We start from the raw sequence: 17,299 nt of genomic DNA on the forward strand, positions 1-17,299 counted from the left end.
GCGCAAACTACAGGGCCGGACGAAAACTCGGAAGCTGATTCACCTCTCCCGCCGGGGGAGGTGAAACTTTGTCAAAATTCTCTCCCCGGCCTCGACTTCGCCATAGGGCTGGTCCCTGATTCACCCGCCCTCGAGTGATTTGCCCATGACATACAAGCGCGCCGCCCTGTTCCTGCTTGCGACCACGAGCGCCGCGGCCTTCGCGCAGACCACCCTGCCGAGCGGGCTGACCCAACAGGGCGGGGTCGTCATGATGCAGCCGATCCCGGACGGTTCGAGCGATGCGGGCTTCACGCTCGACCGCGAGCGGCGGCCGAGCCCGGTGCGCGCGCTGAGCGCCGCCGATCACGACCTCTACACGCGGGCATTCGACGCGGCGGATCGCGGCGACTGGGGCGCGGCGCGGGCGCTCGCCGGGCAAGGCCATGACGCGACGGCCACCCGGCTGATCACCTGGCGCTATATCCTGGACAAGAATTCGGGCGCGTCCTTCGCGGAGATCGACCAGTTCCTCAAGAACAATCCGGCCTGGCCGCTGCGCGACACGCTGCTGGCGCGGGCGGAGGTCGCGATGGATCCCGCGATGGCGCCGGGCGCGGCGCTCGCATGGTTCGGCGACCGCACGCCGGTCACCGGGCTGGGCATGGTGCGGCTGGGCGATGCGATGATCGCGCTGGGCAAGGCCGGTGCCGGACGCGCGATGGTGCAGCGCGGCTGGATCAGCGGCGCGTTCCAGCCCGACCAGGAACTCGCCATCGTGCGCAAGGATGGCGGGTTGCTGACGCCGGACGTCGACCGCGCGCGGCTGGCCAACCTGATCTCGCGCGACGACGTCGCGGGGGCGCAGCGCGAGCTGTCGCGCGTGGAGGACGACGTGCAGGCGCTGGGGCGCGCGCGGCTGGCCCTGCGCACCAATCGGACGATCGGCGAGCGGCTGGCCGCCGCCCTGCCCGCGAGCGTGGCGAGCGATCCCGACCTGTTGTTCGACCGCGCAAGGGCGGCGCGGCGGGCGGGCGACAATGCGGCGGCGGCTTCGCTCCTGAACCGCACGGGCATGAAGAGCTTCGCGGCGGCGCATCCCACGCGCTGGTGGAGCGAAGCCAACCTCACCGTGCGCGGCCTGGTGGCGAGCGGTTCGTATCGCGCGGCCTATGCGGTGATCGACGACACGGGGCTGACGAGCGGGACGGAGTTCTCCGAATCCGAATTCCTCGCCGGGTGGATCGCCCTGCGCCGCATGGACAGCCCGACCCGGGCGCTGGGCCATTTCAAGGCGCTCGAGGCCGGCGTGTCGCGGCCGATCAGCCTGGCGCGGGCGCGCTACTGGAAGGGGCGCTGCTACGAGGCGATGGGCAGCAAGACGGAGGCGGTCGCGCAGTACCGGCTGGCGGCGCAGGCGCCGGAGAGCTTCTACGGCCAGGTGGCGCTGGCGCGGATCGACGCGACGCCGGTTCTGCATGTGGGCGACCTGCAGGTCGACGCGCGCGATGCGGTCGACGACTTCGCCCGCGACGAGCTGAACCGGCCGATCCGGGCGCTGGCGGATCTGGGGCAGGAGAATTTCCTGCGCGTCTTCGCGGCGCGCGAGGAAGAGCTGCATCCCGAGCCCAAGCGGGTCAAGGTGCTGGCGCAGACGCTGACCGAGCTCGGCTTCCGCGAGATCGCGGTCCGGGTGGCGAAGACCGCGAGCTATACGGGCACGACGTTTCTTCCCTACACCCACCCGGTCATTCCGATTCCGGCCTATCCGGGTCCCGGCACGGGACCGGAGCCGGCGCTCGTGCTTGGGCTGATCCGGCAGGAGACCGAGTTCGATCCCGATGCCGTCAGCAAGGCCGGCGCGCGCGGCTTGATGCAGCTCATGCCGGGCTCGGCACGGACCGATGCCAACCGCGCCGGGCTGCTCTACCGGCCCAACGACCTCACGACGGACCCCAACTACAACATCCAGCTCGGCATGGTGGAGTTCGCGACCTATCTGGGGACCTGGAACGGGTCCCTGGTGCTGTCGATCGCGTCCTACAATGCCGGCCCCAACAATGTGCGCAAATGGCTGGCGGCGAACGGCGATCCGCGCACGGCCGGAGTCGATCCCATCGACTGGATCGAGATGATCCCGTTCAGCGAGACGCGGAACTATGTGATGCGGGTGCTGGAGAACGCGCAGATCTATCGCGGACGGCTGGCGGGGCGCGATGTGCAGACGCGCATCCTGCAGGATCTCTATGCGCCGGGCGCGGTGCAGGTCGGGGTGCTGGGGCCTTAGCCCCGATTGTCATCCCGGACGCGTAGCGCAGCGGAGCGATCCGGGACCTATGGCGTCACGGTCGCAATGGGTCCCGGCTCGGTGCGCTGCCGACGCAGCGCTGGGCCGGGATGACAGTTCGTGGGTCACCGGAAGATCGACAGCCACTCGCGGGCGAGGCGCTGGGCTTCGGCGATCTGGCCGGTGTTCATCTCCTTGGCGATCGACGCGCGCCAGGATTTGGCCTCGTCGCTGCCCCGCAAGGCCGCCAGGTTGAACCATTTGTGCGCGGCGACGAAGTCGACGCCGACGCCCTGTCCCGTCGAGTAGGCCAGGCCCAGATTGTACATCGCGTCCGGACGGCCGCTCTTGGCCTCCGTCTCGAACTGCGCCAAGGCATCGACATCTATGCACGCCATGACACTCTCCTCGTTGCGCTGGTCATCCCGTTTTGCGCGGGGCGATCGTGACGGAGGAGAGACTAAGGCAGGGTTAACGGGGTTAACCTTGATTTTAATGTACGGTTAAGAACCTAGGCCGGAGCGCCTGCGCGAGCCCCCGCCGGAAAAAGCTTGGCCGCGGCACCTGGTGATGCTTTCGCATCGGGTGGCCGCGGCCAGAATATGATCGTCGGTTGTCTGCCCGCCGCGTCAAGCGGCGGCAACCGCGAACAGCTTACTTCTTCTTCTTCGCCTTCTTGGCCTTCTTCTTCGCGACGGGGGCCTTCTTGGCTTTCTTCTTGGCTGGCATGAGAACAACTCCTCTAACGTTTCGTTCGGGTCGGATGATTCGAGATCACCCCCAAAACGTAAGCAATATGAGTGGGTTGCAATTTCAAATGCAATACGGGCGGGGTTTGCGCAAAATCGCGACTTCACGCAAAGTTCACAAAACCCTTGATTTCATTGCATTAGATTGATCACTCTGTATACGGATCAATCCTTGCGGATTTTGCGCCGCGAGAGTCGGATTTCGCGAAATTGTGCGAATCACCCCTCGTCGGGCAATCCGAGTCGCGTCTTGAGGAGCGCGTTGACGACGCCCGGATTCGCTTTTCCGCCCGTCTGCTTCATCACCTGACCGACGAACCACGCGGCGAGCTTCGGCTTCGCCTTCACCTCTTCGACCTTGTCGGGGTTCGCGGCGATCACGGCATCGATCGCGGCCTCGATCGCCGACGTGTCGGTGACCTGCTTGAGGCCGCGCGCCTCGACGATGCGTTCCGGATCGCCGCCTTCGCTCCACACGATGTCGAGAAGATCCTTCGCGATCTTTCCGGAGATCGTATTGGCCGCCACCATCTTCACGATGGCGGCGTTGGCCTGCGCGGAGACCGGACCGTCGGCGACGCCAAGGCCCGCCTTGTTGAGACGGCCGAAATATTCGTTGTTGAGCCAGTTGGCGGCGGCCTTGGGCTCGGCGCCGACCGCCGTCATCGCCTCGAAATAATCGGCACTCTCCTTTTCGGCGACCAGGACCGAGGCGTCATAGGCGGAAAGGCCCGCCTTTATCAGGCGCGCCTTCTTCTCATCGGGCAATTCGGGCAAGGATCCGGCGATCGCGTCGACCCAGGCCTGTTCGAGGACCAGCGGCAGCAGGTCGGGATCGGGAAAATAGCGGTAATCATGCGCTTCTTCCTTCGAGCGCATCGAGCGCGTCTCGTTGGCGCGCGAGTCGTAGAGCCGGGTCTCCTGGTCGATCCTGCCGCCGTCCTCGAGGATATCGACCTGACGGCGGGCCTCGTACTCCACGGCCAGCGCCACGAAGCGCATCGAGTTGACGTTCTTGATCTCGCAGCGCGTGCCCAGATGCTTGAAGTCGCCGGTGGCGCGGAACTTCTCATAGCCGCCGATGCGGCAGACGGAGACGTTGACGTCGGCGCGCATGGAACCTTCGTCCATATTGCCGTCGCAGGTGCCCAGGTAGCGCACGATGGCGCGCAGCTTGCGCAGGAAGGCGGCGGCCTCCTCCGCCGAGCGCATATGCGGCTTGGTCACGATCTCCATCAGCGCCACGCCGGAGCGGTTGAGGTCGACATAGGAATGGTCGGGATGCTGGTCGTGCAGGCTCTTGCCGGCATCCTGCTCCATGTGCAGGCGCTCGATGCCGACGGGGATGCTCTCGCCGTCCTTGAGATCGATGGTGACCTCGCCCTCGCCGACGATGGGGCTCTTGTACTGCGAGATCTGATAGCCCTGCGGCAGGTCGGGATAGAAATAGTTCTTCCGGTCGAACACCGAGGTCAGGTTGATCTGCGCCTTGAGGCCGAGGCCGGTGCGCACCGCCTGCTCGACGCATTTGCGGTTGATGACGGGCAGCATGCCGGGCATGCCGGCGTCGACGAAGCTGACCTGGCTGTTGGGCGCCGCCCCGAACGCGGTCGCGGCGCCGGAGAACAGCTTGGATTCGGAGAGGATCTGGGCATGGACCTCCATGCCGATCACGATCTCCCAATCGCCGGTCGTGCCCTTGATCGTCTTCGCCGAACGCGTCGCCGGTGCGCTCATGCCGCGCTCCACCACTTTGCAGGTTTGGCGTCGAAGCCCGACGCGATCTCGATGGCGCGCGCGGCGCGCAGGATGGTCGCCTCGTCGAACGCCTTGCCGATGAGCTGCAGCCCGAGCGGCAGGCCGCCGGCGGTGAGGCCGGCCGGGACGGCGATGCCGGGCAGCCCGGCGAGGTTCACGGTGACGGTGAAGACGTCGTTGAGATACATCGACACCGGATCGGCGGTCTTCTCGCCCACCCCGAAGGCCGGGCCCGGGGTCGCGGGCGTCAGCAGCACGTCGCATTTCTCATAGGCCTGCGTGAAGTCGCGCAGGATCAGGGTGCGCAGCTTCTGGGCCCTTGCATAGTAGGCGTCGTAATAGCCGCTCGACAGCACATAGGTGCCGATCAGGATGCGGCGCTGGACTTCCTTGCCGAAACCCTCGGCCCGGCTCTTCTCATAGAGGTCGGTGATGTCGCGGGCACCCTTGGCGCGGTGGCCGAAGCGGACCCCGTCATAGCGGGCGAGGTTCGAGGAGGCTTCCGCCGGCGCCACTATATAATAAGTGGGGAGCGCGTATCTGGTGTGGGGCAGCGAGACCTCGACGATCTCGGCGCCCTGGGCCTTCAGCCATTCGGCGCCCTTCTGCCACAGCGCCTCGATCTCCGGCGGCGCGCCGTCGATCCGGTATTCCTTGGGAATGCCGACGCGCAGGCCCTTCACCCCGGATTCGAGGCCGGCCTCGTAGTCGGGAACCGGAATGTCCACCGAGGTCGAATCGCGCGGATCGACGCTGGCCATGTGCTTCAGCAGGATCGCGGCGTCGCGGACGGTGCGGGTCATCGGGCCGGCCTGGTCGAGCGAGGAGGCGAAGGCGACGATGCCGTAGCGCGAGCAGCGGCCATAGGTCGGCTTCAGGCCGACCGTTCCGGTGACGGCGGCGGGCTGGCGGATCGAGCCGCCGGTGTCGGTGCCGGTCGCGGCGAGACACAGATTGCCGGAGACCGCCGCGGCCGAGCCGCCCGACGAGCCGCCGGGCACGAGGTTGGCGTTCGAGTTGCGGGCGCGCCAGGGGTTGAACACCGGACCGAAGGCCGAGGTCTCGTTCGACGAGCCCATCGCGAACTCGTCCATGTTGGTCTTGCCGAGCATCACCGCGCCGGCGTCCCAGAGATTCTGCGAGACCGTGGATTCATAGGGCGGGATGAAATTGCCCAGGATGTTGCTGCCCGCGGTGGTGCGCACGCCCTTGGTGCAGAAGAGGTCCTTGATCGCGAGCGGCAGGCCTTCGAGCGCACGCGCCGTGCCGGCGGCGATGCGCGCATCGGAGGCCTGCGCCATCGCAAGCGCCTTCTCCGGCGTCTCGGTCACGAAGGCATTCAGCGGCTTGGCGTCGGCGACGGCCTTCACGAAGGCGGCCGTCAGCTCCTTGGATGAGACCGTCTTCGCCTGGACGGTGTCGCGCGCCTGGGCGAGAGAGAAATCGGTGAGGCTGGACGGCAGGGACATCACTCGACCACCTTCGGAACCACGAAGAAGCCGTCTTCGCCATCCGGCGCGTTGGCCATCAGCGCGGCAGCCGCGCCGCCTTCGGTCACCACGTCGTCGCGCATCTTCAGGCGCTGCGCGACCACGCTGGTCAGCGGCGCGATGCCGTCGACATCCACTTCATTGAGCTGCTCGACCCATTTGAAGATGCCGTCGAGCTCGGCGGCCATGGGTTCGCAGCGCTCTTCGGGCAGCGCGAGGCGGCTCAGCTTGGCAATGCGTCGAACGGTGTCCTTGTCCACGGACATGGGGCGGCCTAAATCTGGGAAATCAGCCTGTTTGCTAGCAACCGGGGGGCAGGCTGGCAAGCGAGACAAGGCCGCAACCAGCGAGGTCCTGCCATGCCGCTCGGTATCATCGGGATCGACCACGTCCAGATCGCGGTGCCGCGTGCCCTGGAAACCGTCTGCCTGGCATTCTATCGCGAGGTGTTCGGCTTCCCCGAATTGGAGAAGCCGGCGGAGCTGAAAGCGCGCGGCGGCGCGTGGTTCCAGGTCGGCGCGCTGCAGATGCATGTCGGGGTGGACCCCGAGGCGAGTCCGCGGAGCAAGCGCCATATTTGCTTCCTGACCGCCGACCTCGCCGCGGCGAAGGCAGCAGTGCTGGCGCAAGGCGTGACGATCGAAGAAGAGAGCGTCGCCGAGGGGCTGGCGCGCGTCTTCGTGCGCGATCCGGCGGGCAACCGGATCGAGATCGGGCAGCGTGTTTAGGATGAACACTATTTCTTCACCTCCCCCTTGCGGGAAGGTCGGAGCGCGTCAGCGCTCCGGGTGGGGGGGCGGCCCCTCCATTTGTGCGCGTTCTGCGCGATCCCCCACCCGAAAAATCGCTCCGCGATTTTTCGACCTCCCCGCAAGGGGGAGGTGAAACGATGGCGGTTGTCTCGATCGAAGAATTGAAGACCGCCCTTCCCACGGGCCTGCGCCTGCTGGGGCTCGACCTCGGCGAGAAGACGATCGGCATTGCGCTGTCCGACACGCGACTCACCGTGGCGACGCCGATGGAGACGCTCAAGCGCGGGAAGTTCTCCGCCGATGCGCCGAAGCTCGAGGCGATCCTCGCGGCGCAGGGCGCCGGCGGGCTTGTCGTCGGGCTGCCGCTCAACATGGACGGCAGCGACGGGCCGTCGGCGCAATCGGCGCGGGCCTTCGCGCGCAATTTCGCGGCACGCTCGCCGCTGCCGGTCCTTCTGTGGGACGAGCGGCTGTCGACCGCGGCGGTGACGCGGACGCTGCTCGATGCCGACGCCTCGCGCAAACGGCGCGGCGAAGTCGTGGACAAGATGGCGGCGGCCTACATCCTCCAGGGGGCGCTGGAGCGGTTGCGGCGGATGTGATCCACCTCCCTCCGGGGAGGTGAAATTGTGTCGGGTGCCTTGCCCCTTCCCTCCGCCTTGCCTATACCCACGCTTTGATGACCAGCCCGGCCGCCGCCGACCCTCTCCTCAAATCCAGCCATCTGCTTGGCATCGAAACGCTATCGGTGGACGAGATCACCGCGCTGCTCGACCTGGCCGAGCGCTATGTCCTGCTCAGCCGCAGTGCCAGCAAGAAGACGGACCTGCTCAAGGGCCGCACCCTCATCAACCTGTTCTTCGAAGCCTCGACCCGCACCCAGAGCTCGTTCGAGCTCGCCGGCAAGCGGCTGGGCGCCGACGTCATGAACATGAGCGTCAAGACCTCGTCGGTGTCGAAGGGCGAGACCCTGATCGACACCGCGACGACGCTGAACGCGATGCGGCCCGACATGCTGGTGGTGCGGCACCAAGATTCCGGCGCGGCGGAGCTGCTGGCGCGCAAGCTCGATTGCTGCGTGGTCAATGCGGGCGACGGCAGCCATGAGCATCCGACCCAGGCGCTGCTCGACGCGCTGACGATACGGCGGCGGCGCGGCACCTTCGAAGGGCTGATCGTGGCGATCTGCGGCGACGTCCTGCATTCGCGGGTGGCGCGCTCGAACATCCACCTGCTGCTCAAGATGGGCGCCCGGGTCCGGCTGGTCGCGCCGCGCACCCTGCTGCCCGGCGATGCCGACCGCTTCGGCGTCGAGATCTTCCACGACATGGCGCAGGGCCTGAAGGGCGCGGACATCGTGATGATGCTGCGGCTGCAGCTCGAGCGGATGTCGGGCGCCTTCGTGCCCTCGACGCGGGAATATTTCCGCTTCTACGGGCTGGACCATGAGAAGCTGAAGGCGGCCAAGCCCGGCGCGCTGGTGATGCATCCGGGGCCGATGAACCGCGGCGTCGAGATCGACTCGGCCGTCGCCGACGACATCGAGATCAGCCTGATCCAGGAACAGGTCGAGATGGGCGTCGCGATCCGCATGGCGGTGCTGGACGCGCTCTCCCGCGGACTGCCGCGCGAAGGACGCAACGCGCCATGACCCGCAGGACCGCCTTCCGCAACGCGCGGCTGATCGATCCGGCGAGCGGTCTCGACGTCAAGGGCGGGCTGCTGGTCGAGAACGGCCGCATCGCCGATATCGGGCCGCGCCTGTTCAACGACGCCGAGCCCAACGACCCCGAAGTGATCGATTGCAAGGGCCTGGTGCTGGCGCCGGGCCTGATCGACGCGCGGGTGTTCACCGGCGAGCCGGGGACCGAGTATCGCGAGACACTGGAATCGGCGAGCCATGCGGCGCTGGCGGGCGGGATCACGACCATCGTGGTGATGCCCAACACCGATCCGGTGATCGACGAGCCTTCGCTGGTCGACTTCATCCTGCGCCGCGCCGCAGGCACCGCGAAGGTCCGCGTCGCGCCGATGGCGGCGCTGACCAAGGGCCTGCACGGCCAGGTTATGACCGAGATCGGCCTGCTGCAGGAAGCGGGCGCGGTGGCCTTCACCGACGGCGACCGCACCATCGCGAATACCCGCGTGCTGCGCCGGGCGCTCGCCTATGCCTCGACCTTCGGCGCGCTGATCGTGGGCCATGCGGAGGATCCCGACCTCACAGAGGGCGCCGCCGCGACCGAGGGCGAGTTCGCCATGCGGCTGGGCCTGCCCGCGGCGCCCGCCGCGGCCGAGGCGATCATCGTCGAGCGCGACATCAGGCTCGTCGAGATGACGGGGGCGCGCTACCACTTCGGCCAGATCTCGACCCTCGCCGCGCTGGACATCATCGCCGCGGCCAAGGGGCGCGGCGTGGCCGTGACCTGCGGGGTCGCGGCGCATCATCTGGCGCTCAACGAGCTCGACATCGGTTCCTACCGCACCTTCGTGAAGGTCAAGCCGCCGCTGCGCTCGGAGGCCGACCGGGCCGCGATGGTCGAAGGCGTGGCGTCGGGGCTGATCGACGTGATCGTCTCGAGCCACGATCCGCAGGCCGCCGACACCAAGCGGCAGACCTTCGCGCAGGCCGCGTTCGGGGCCGTGGGGCTGGAGACGCTGCTGCCGGTGGCGCTGGGGCTGCACCACGACGGACGGGCGCATCTGAGTCATCTGCTCAAAGCGTTGACGGCGACGCCGGCGAAGCTGCTGGGGTTGAACGCCGGGACCCTGGCCAAGGGTGCGCCGGCGGACCTGGTGCTGATCGATCCGGACGAGCCCTTCACGCTGCGGCATGGCGATCTGCGCTCGCGGGCGCAGAACACGCCGTTCGAGGGGCGGCGATTCCACGGGCGGGCGGTGAAGACGTTCGTGGGCGGGGTTTGCGTGTTCAATCGGCGGGCGCAGTAGCAAGCGGCTCTCCCTTTATCCTCCCTCGTGGTTACGGGGGAGGTGGCGCGCCGCGCAGCGGCGCGACGGAAGGGGCCGCGCGGAAATATCACCAGCCGCGCTGGTGAACGTTCGGCGCGGCCCCCTCCGCCTCGCTTCGCCCGGCATCTCCGTCGTAACCTCGAGGGAGGAAAAGGGAAATCGTCGCGCATTCCCGAAGCCGCCGGAGTGACGTAATGTGCGCTATGTCCTCGCAGGCAGGAAACCGATGCCCGAATTGACCTTGTCCTCCATGCTGCCCGCGGCCGCCATCGGATACCTGTTCGGCTCGGTGCCGTTCGGGCTGATCTTCGCGCAGCTCCTCGGTGCCGGCGACGTGCGCAAGATCGGCTCCGGCAGCATCGGGGCGACCAATGTGCTGCGCACCGGCAATTATGCGGCGGCGGCGCTGACGTTGCTGTTCGACGCGCTGAAGGGCGCGGCGCCGGTGCTGATCGCGCAGCACTACTGGGGCTTGGATGCAGCGCTGTTGGCAGCGCTGGGCGCATTCCTCGGCCATCTCTTTCCGGTCTGGCTGGGCTTCAAGGGCGGCAAGGGCGTGGCGGTGTCGCTCGGCATCCTGCTGGCGATCTACTGGCCGATCGCCTTGCTGGGCTTTGCGAGCTGGGGCGCGGTGCTGGCGCTGTCCCGCATCTCCTCGCTGTCGGCGCTGGTCGCGGCCGTCGTCACGCCGATCTACATGTTCCTGTTCCACCGCCTGCATGAAACGGTGCTGACCGTGGCGCTCGCGGTGCTCGTCATCGTCATACATCACGAAAACATCCGCCGCCTGTTGCGCGGCGAGGAGCCGCGTATCGGTGGCAGAAAGAGCCCCGCGACCTCGTGACGGCCCTTTCCGACTCCGAACGCCGCGCCTGGCTGCGCCTGGCGCGCACCCAGAATGTGGGGCCGGTCACATTCGCGCAGCTTGTCGCGCGCTTCGGAAGCGCGAGCGCGGCGCTGAAGGAGGTGCCGCGCCTGGTCAAGCGCGGCGGCGGCGATACGCTGCGTATTCCCGGCGACGACGAGGCCGCGCGCGAGATCGCGGCGCTGGCGAAGCTGGGCGGACGGATGATCGCGAGTTGCGAAGCGGCGTTCCCCCGCGGGCTGCGCGCCGCCGAGCCGGTGCCGCCGCTGCTGTCCGTGCTGGGACATGCGACACTGCTGGAGCGCGAGATGATCGCGGTGGTGGGCGCGCGCAACGCTTCGGCGCTGGGACGCAAACTCGCGAACACGCTGGCGCACGATCTCGCCGAAGGCGGGCTGGTCGTCGTGTCCGGTCTGGCGCGCGGGATCGACGCGGCAGCGCATGAGGGCGCGCTGAACCGCGGCACCTGTGCCGTCGTGGCGGGCGGCGTCGACAATATCTATCCGCCGGAAAACGCCGCGCTCTACGAGCGCATCCGCACCCAAGGCTGCATCGTGTCGGAGATGCCGCTCGGCCAGGCGCCGCAGGCACGGCACTTCCCGCGGCGCAACCGCATAATCTCCGGCCTGTCGCGCGGCGTCGTGGTGGTCGAGGCGGCAGAAGGATCCGGCTCGCTGATCACGGCGAATTATGCGCTGGAGCAGAACCGCGAGATCTTCGCGGTGCCGGGCTCGCCGCTCGATCCGCGGGCGCGCGGCACCAACCGGCTGATCCGCGAGGGCGCGACGCTGACCGAGAGCGCCGACGACGTGCTGGCGGCGCTGCGGCCGATGCTGGGACATGATTTCCGCGAGCCGGGCCGCGACGGGCCCGTTCCGCCCGTCCTATCGGACGACGCGGAGGCCGACCGGCTGCGCGGCCAAGTCGAGGAGGCGCTGGGCCCGGCCCCGGTTCCGGTCGACGAAATCGTCCGGCTTTGCGCCGCGCCGCCGGGGGCCGTCCAGATTATTTTGCTCGAACTGGAACTCGCGGGCCGAATCGCCCGGCATCCGGGCAATCAGGTTTCCTGGGCCTGATCGGCCAGATGTTTGGCCTCCATGGCGGCAAGACTCAGCAGATGGGCGAGCACGCCCTGCCCCTGTCCCAATGCGATTTTCCGAAGGGATTCAAGGAGATCACGCGTATACTGCGCGGTTTCCGCGGGGGTCAGAGGGGACAGGGGGACGCCTGTCATATTCCGGCCGGCGCGAGCATAGGAAGCCATTGGCCTTGAGCGATCCCTGAGCGAAAGGAAGGCTAGAACGGTCATTGCAGATTTGCAACCTAGGGTTAAACATACGGCCATCGATCGATATTATACAACCATTAGTGGCGGCCGAAGCAGCGATCCGGCGTTGACACTCATCGCTTCGTCCTATCAAGGTCCCGCCGCCTGCCCGGGTCTGTTCCCGGTTTGGCGCGTTTTCGAGAGCCGGCAGACCGCCATGCCGCGCCGGAACCTTGGATAGAGTATCCCAACCCGCATGAACGTCGTCGTCGTCGAATCCCCCGGCAAGGTCAAATCGATCAACAAGTATCTCGGCTCGGACTACAAGGTCCTGGCCAGCTTCGGGCATATCCGCGATCTCCCCTCCAAGGACGGCTCGGTCAAGCCGGACGACGATTTCTCGATGATCTGGGAAGTCGACGAGCGCGCCGCCAAGCGGATCAAGGACATCGCCGACGCCGTGAAGGGCGCCGACAAGCTGATCCTCGCCACCGATCCGGACCGCGAGGGCGAGGCGATCTCCTGGCATGTGCTGGAGGTCCTCAAGCAGCGCAAGGCGCTGGGGCACGTCAAGATCGAGCGGGTCGCGTTCAACGCGGTGACCAAGTCCGCGATCCTCGAGGCGATCGCCCATCCGCGGCAGATCAACGAAGAGCTGGTCGACGCCTATATGGCGCGCCGTGCGCTCGATTACCTGGTCGGCTTCACCCTGTCGCCGGTGCTCTGGCGCAAGCTGCCCGGCGCCCGCTCGGCGGGACGGGTGCAGTCGGTCGCGCTCCGGCTGGTGGTCGACCGCGAGATCGAGATCGAGGCCTTCCGGGCCCAGGAATATTGGAGCATCGACGCCGATGTGAGCGTGCCGAATGGCGGGTTCAAGGCGCGGCTTACCACGCTGAACGGCGAGAAGCTCGACAAGCTCTCGCTCAAGACCGAAGCCGAGGCCTCGGCGGCGGTCGCGGCGATCAACGCGCAGCGCTTTGCGATCGAGAGCGTCGAGAGCAAGCCGGTCAAGCGGCACCCTGCCCCGCCCTTCATCACCTCGACGCTGCAGCAGGAAGCCTCGCGCAAGCTCGGCTTCGGCGCCAAGCGTACGATGCAGATCGCGCAGAGCCTTTATGAAGGCGCCGATGTCGGCGGCGAGACCGTGGGTCTCATCACCTATATGCGGACCGACGGCATCACCATGGTGCCGGAGGCCGTGACGGAAGCGCGGTCGGTGATCGGCTCGCGCTACGGCCAGAAATACGTCCCGGGCGCGCCGCGGCTTTACACCTCAAAGGCCAAGAACGCACAGGAAGCGCATGAGGCGATCCGCCCGACGCTGTTCGAGCGCACGCCGGAAGAGGTTTCCAGGTACATCGACGCCGACGCGGCGAAGCTCTACGAGCTGATCTGGAAGCGCGCCATCGCGAGCCAGATGGAGAGCGCCGAGCTCGAGCGCACCACGGTGGACGTGGCCAGCGTCGACAAGAAGATCGTGCTGCGCGCCACCGGCACGGTGACGCTGTTCGACGGCTTCCTGACCCTCTACCAGGAAGGCAAGGACGACGAGTCCGACGAAGACGGTTCGCGCCTGCCCAAGGTCGTGGCGGGCGAGGCCGCGAAGGTCGAGAACGTCGCGCCGGCGCAGCACTTCACCGAACCGCCGCCGCGCTATTCCGAGGCGAGCCTGGTGCGCAAGCTGGAGGAGCTCGGCATCGGCCGGCCGTCCACCTATGCCTCGATCCTCTCGGTGCTGCGCGACCGCAACTATGTGCGGCTGGACCGCGGGCGCTTCACGCCCGACGACAAGGGCCGGCTCGTCACGGTGTTCCTGGAGCAGTATTTCCCGCGCTATGTCGAGTACGGCTTCACCGCCGATCTCGAGGAACAGCTCGACGAGGTCTCCGACGGCAAGCTGAACTGGAAGCAGCTGCTGCGCGACTTCTGGCGCGACTTCTCGGCGGCGGTCGGCGGGACCAAAGACCTCAAGATCAGCCACGTCATCGATGCGATGAACGACATCCTGGGGCCGCACATCTTCCCCGCCAATGCCGACGGCTCGAACCCGCGCGTCTGCCCGACCTGCGGCAAGGGCGAGCTGAGCCTGAAGCTGGGCCGCTTCGGCGCGTTCGTCGGCTGCTCGAACTATCCCGAATGCCGCTTCACGCGGCAGCTCGGCCAGAACAATGCCGACGCCGCGGCGCAGCAGCCGCGCGAGCTGGGCGAGGATCCGGCGACGGGCGAGAAGATCTCGCTGCGCAGCGGCCGCTTCGGACCCTATGTCCAGCTCGGCGAGGGCGAGAAGCCCAAGCGCTCGGGCATCCCCAAGGGGACCGACATGGAGACCGTCGATCTCGACTATGCGCGCAAGCTTTTGGCGCTGCCGCGCGAAGTCGGCATCCATCCCGAGACCGGCAAGCCGATCACCGCGAATTTCGGACGCTTCGGGCCCTATGTGGCGAGCGACGGGACCTATGCCTCGCTGGAATCGGCGGAGGACGTCTTCACCGTCGGGCTCAACCGCGCGGTCGACCTGATCGCCGAGAAGAAGAACAATCCGCGCGGCCGGCGCGGGCCGCAGGCGCTCAAGGAGCTGGGCGCCGACCCGTCAGGCACGCCGATCAAGCTGATGAAGGGCCGCTATGGACCCTACGTCACCGACGGCTCGGTCAATGCGACGGTGCCGGACGCGGACAATGCCGAGGCCATCACGCTGGAGCAGGCGCTGGCGCTGATCGCCGATCGCGCGGCCAAGGGCGGCGGAAAAAAGAAGAAGGCGCCCAAGGCAAAAGCGGCGGCAAAGCCGAAGAAGGCCGCGAAGGCGAAGAGCGAGCCAAAGACCGAGAAAGCCGCGGCCGCGCCCAAGAAGAAGCCGGCGGCAAAGAAGAAGCCCGAACCGGTGGCCGGCGAGTAGACCTTGGCGAAGAAACCACAGTCCTCCAACGCGCCTCGTCTCGACAAGGCGCGCGTGCTTGAGCTTTTGAGCGCGACGCCGAACGCGACCAAGCGCGACCTGGCGCGCGTGCTGGGCGTCAAGGGTTCCGATCGCATCGCGCTCAAGCGCATCCTCAAGGAGCTCGAGGAGGACGGCTCCATCGCGGGCAACCGGCGGCGCGGCTATGCCCCGCCGGGCGCCATCCCCGACGTGACGGTGCTCGAGATCACCGGCCAGGACGCCGACGGCGAATTGCTGGCGCGACCACAGAAATGGGACTCGAACGACGAGCCGCCGCGCATCATCGTGGTGCCGGAGCGCAATGCGAGCGGAGCGGCGCTGGGCCGCGGCGAGCGCGTGCTGGCGCGACTGACGCGCGAGGACGGCGGCTATGAAGCGCGCGTCATCAAGCGGCTGGGCGCCAGCGCGCACAAGGTGCTGGGCGTGCTGACCGCGACGCCGAGCGGCTTGCGGCTGGCGCCGATCGACCGCAAGAGCCGCACCGAGTTCGCGGTCGACGAGCGCGACCGCGGCGGGGCGGAGAACAACGAGCTCGTCGTCGCCGAGCCGCTGGCCGGCCGCGCCCAGGGCTTCCCGCGCGCCAAGGTGGTCGAGCGGCTGGGCAGCATGAACGCGCCCCGGACGGTGAGCCTGATCGCGATCCACGCGCATGGCATCCCGACCGAGTTTCCCAAGGAAGTCGTCGAGGAGGCGGAGCGGGCGGCGCCGCCGGAACTGCGCGGCCGCACCGACCTGCGCGCCATCCCGCTGCTCACCATCGATCCCGACGATGCGCGCGATCACGACGACGCGGTGTGGGCCGGGCCGGACGACGATCCCAAGAATCCCGGCGGCTATGTCGCCCTGGTCGCGATCGCCGACGTCGCGCATTACGTGACGCCCGGCTCGGCGCTCGACCGCGAGGCCTACAAGCGCGGCAACTCGGCCTATTTTCCCGACCGCGTCGTCCCGATGCTGCCCGAACATCTGTCGGCCGATCTGTGCTCGCTGAAGGAAGGCGTCGACCGCGCCTGCCTGGCGGTGCGCATGGTGTTCGACAAGAGCGGAAAGAAGCGGCGGCATGAGTTCCTTCGCGGCGTGATGCGGTCGGCGGCGCGGCTGACCTATCGCCGGGCCCAGCTGGCGTTCGACGGCAAGCCGGATCCGGACATGTCCGCCGTCGCGAAGGCGACGCTGAAGGATGTCTGGGACTGCTACCAGGTTCTGACGCAGGAGCGCCGGCAGCGCGATCCGCTCGACCTCGACCTGCCCGAACGGCGGATCATCCTGGGCGCCGACGGCAAGGTGGCCTCCATCGCCTATCGCGAGCGGCTGGAATCGATGAAGCTGATCGAAGAGTTCATGGTGCTCGCCAATGTCGCGGCGGCGGAAGCCCTCGAACAGAAGAAGACGCCGCTGATCTACCGGGTGCACGAGCAGCCCTCGAAGGAGAAGCTGTTCGGGTTCGGCGATTTCCTGCGCACCATCGGGATCAATTTCGCCAAGGGCCAGGTGCTCAAGCCCGGCGTGTTCAACCGCATCCTCGGCCAGGCCAAGGGCGGCGCGCATGAGGCGGTGATGAACGACGTCGTGCTGCGCACCCAGGCGCAGGCGGTCTATGCGCCGGTCAATGTCGGGCATTTCGGCCTGAACCTGGCGCGCTATGCGCATTTCACCTCGCCGATCCGGCGCTATGCCGACCTGGTCGTGCATCGCGCGCTGGTGCGGGCGCACCATTTCGGCGACGACGGGCTGACCGACCGCGAGATGGGCCGCCTGGGCGAGATCGCCGAGCACATCTCGATGACCGAGCGCCGCGCCATGGCGGCGGAGCGCGATTCCACCGACCGCTATGTCGCCGCCTATATGGAGGATCGCGTCGGCGCGATCTTCGATGCGCGGATCACGGGCGTCACGCGCTTCGGCTTGTTCGTGCGGCTGGCCGAGAGCGGCGCGGAGGGACTTCTGCCGGTGCGGGCGCTGGGCACCGAATTCTTCAAGCATGACGAGAAGGCGCATGCGCTGGTCGGCGACAGGACGCGCACGGCCTATAAGCTCGGCGACATCGTCGCGGTGCGGCTGGCGGAGGCGGCGCCACTGACCGGCGGACTGCGCTTCGATCTTGCCGAAGCGCCACCGGGGGGAAACAAGCCGCGCGTCAAGACGCAGACGCGGCCGAAGCGCGGGCGGCGGTAGGTTCCGCACGTGGTTGTCATGGCTCGCATTCGCGGGCCATGACATCTGAGCGAAGTGCCGTAAACTCTCCTC

General features: G+C 67.6%; 13 protein-coding genes. 9 read left to right on the forward strand and 4 right to left on the reverse strand.

Annotated features, from left to right (window positions below; all coding sequences use genetic code 11):
• Positions 1-145 precede the first annotated feature (145 nt).
• Positions 146-2,266, forward strand: coding sequence for a transglycosylase SLT domain-containing protein (locus WDM91_05375; GenBank protein MEI9994001.1), 2,121 nt, complete (start codon positions 146-148; stop codon positions 2,264-2,266).
• A 125-nt stretch (positions 2,267-2,391) separates the two neighbouring features.
• Here WDM91_05375 and WDM91_05380 read toward each other — a convergent pair whose 3' ends face one another.
• The 4 genes from WDM91_05380 to gatC all read right to left on the reverse strand — a co-directional run bounded on the left by WDM91_05380 (position 2,392) and on the right by gatC (position 6,529).
• On the reverse strand, positions 2,392-2,664 hold the full coding sequence (locus WDM91_05380) for a hypothetical protein (GenBank protein ID MEI9994002.1): 273 nt from the start codon (positions 2,662-2,664) through the stop codon (positions 2,392-2,394).
• Positions 2,665-3,234: 570 nt separating this feature from the next.
• Positions 3,235-4,752, reverse strand: a complete 1,518-nt coding sequence (gene gatB / locus WDM91_05385) for an Asp-tRNA(Asn)/Glu-tRNA(Gln) amidotransferase subunit GatB (protein ID MEI9994003.1) — start codon at positions 4,750-4,752, stop codon at positions 3,235-3,237.
• Complete coding sequence (gene gatA / locus WDM91_05390; GenBank protein MEI9994004.1) at positions 4,749-6,242, reverse strand: Asp-tRNA(Asn)/Glu-tRNA(Gln) amidotransferase subunit GatA; 1,494 nt, start codon at positions 6,240-6,242, stop codon at positions 4,749-4,751. Before gatA ends, gatB begins: the two co-directional genes overlap by 4 nt.
• Positions 6,242-6,529, reverse strand: coding sequence for an Asp-tRNA(Asn)/Glu-tRNA(Gln) amidotransferase subunit GatC (gatC, locus tag WDM91_05395; GenBank protein MEI9994005.1), 288 nt, complete (start codon positions 6,527-6,529; stop codon positions 6,242-6,244). The genes gatA and gatC overlap by 1 nt, the downstream gene beginning before the upstream one ends.
• Before the next feature lie 93 nt (positions 6,530-6,622).
• On the opposite strand from gatC, the gene WDM91_05400 reads away from it, so the two are divergent.
• From WDM91_05400 to rnr, 8 genes are all read left to right on the forward strand, one after another.
• Positions 6,623-6,991, forward strand: a complete 369-nt coding sequence (locus tag WDM91_05400) for a VOC family protein (GenBank protein MEI9994006.1) — start codon at positions 6,623-6,625, stop codon at positions 6,989-6,991.
• Positions 6,992-7,152: 161 nt separating this feature from the next.
• The gene (gene ruvX / locus WDM91_05405; GenBank protein ID MEI9994007.1) at positions 7,153-7,617 is read left to right on the forward strand and encodes a Holliday junction resolvase RuvX; all 465 of its coding nucleotides are present in this window, start codon (positions 7,153-7,155) and stop codon (positions 7,615-7,617) included.
• Between the two features lie 77 nt (positions 7,618-7,694).
• On the forward strand, positions 7,695-8,666 hold the full coding sequence (locus WDM91_05410; GenBank protein MEI9994008.1) for an aspartate carbamoyltransferase catalytic subunit: 972 nt from the start codon (positions 7,695-7,697) through the stop codon (positions 8,664-8,666).
• The gene (pyrC, locus tag WDM91_05415) at positions 8,663-9,961 is read left to right on the forward strand and encodes a dihydroorotase (GenBank protein ID MEI9994009.1); all 1,299 of its coding nucleotides are present in this window, start codon (positions 8,663-8,665) and stop codon (positions 9,959-9,961) included. Before WDM91_05410 ends, pyrC begins: the two co-directional genes overlap by 4 nt.
• A gap of 247 nt (positions 9,962-10,208) precedes the next feature.
• Positions 10,209-10,826 (forward strand): glycerol-3-phosphate 1-O-acyltransferase PlsY, encoded by a 618-nt coding sequence (gene plsY, locus WDM91_05420; protein ID MEI9994010.1) that lies wholly within the window; start codon positions 10,209-10,211, stop codon positions 10,824-10,826.
• Positions 10,823-11,923, forward strand: a complete 1,101-nt coding sequence (gene dprA, locus WDM91_05425; protein ID MEI9994011.1) for a DNA-processing protein DprA — start codon at positions 10,823-10,825, stop codon at positions 11,921-11,923. Before plsY ends, dprA begins: the two co-directional genes overlap by 4 nt.
• Before the next feature lie 447 nt (positions 11,924-12,370).
• Complete coding sequence (topA, locus tag WDM91_05430) at positions 12,371-15,010, forward strand: type I DNA topoisomerase (protein MEI9994012.1); 2,640 nt, start codon at positions 12,371-12,373, stop codon at positions 15,008-15,010.
• 3 nt (positions 15,011-15,013) lie between these two features.
• Positions 15,014-17,227 (forward strand): ribonuclease R, encoded by a 2,214-nt coding sequence (gene rnr / locus WDM91_05435; GenBank protein ID MEI9994013.1) that lies wholly within the window; start codon positions 15,014-15,016, stop codon positions 17,225-17,227.
• Positions 17,228-17,299 lie beyond the last annotated feature (72 nt).

The organism is Rhizomicrobium sp. (assembly GCA_037200385.1).
Lineage (GTDB): Bacteria > Pseudomonadota > Alphaproteobacteria > Micropepsales > Micropepsaceae > Rhizomicrobium.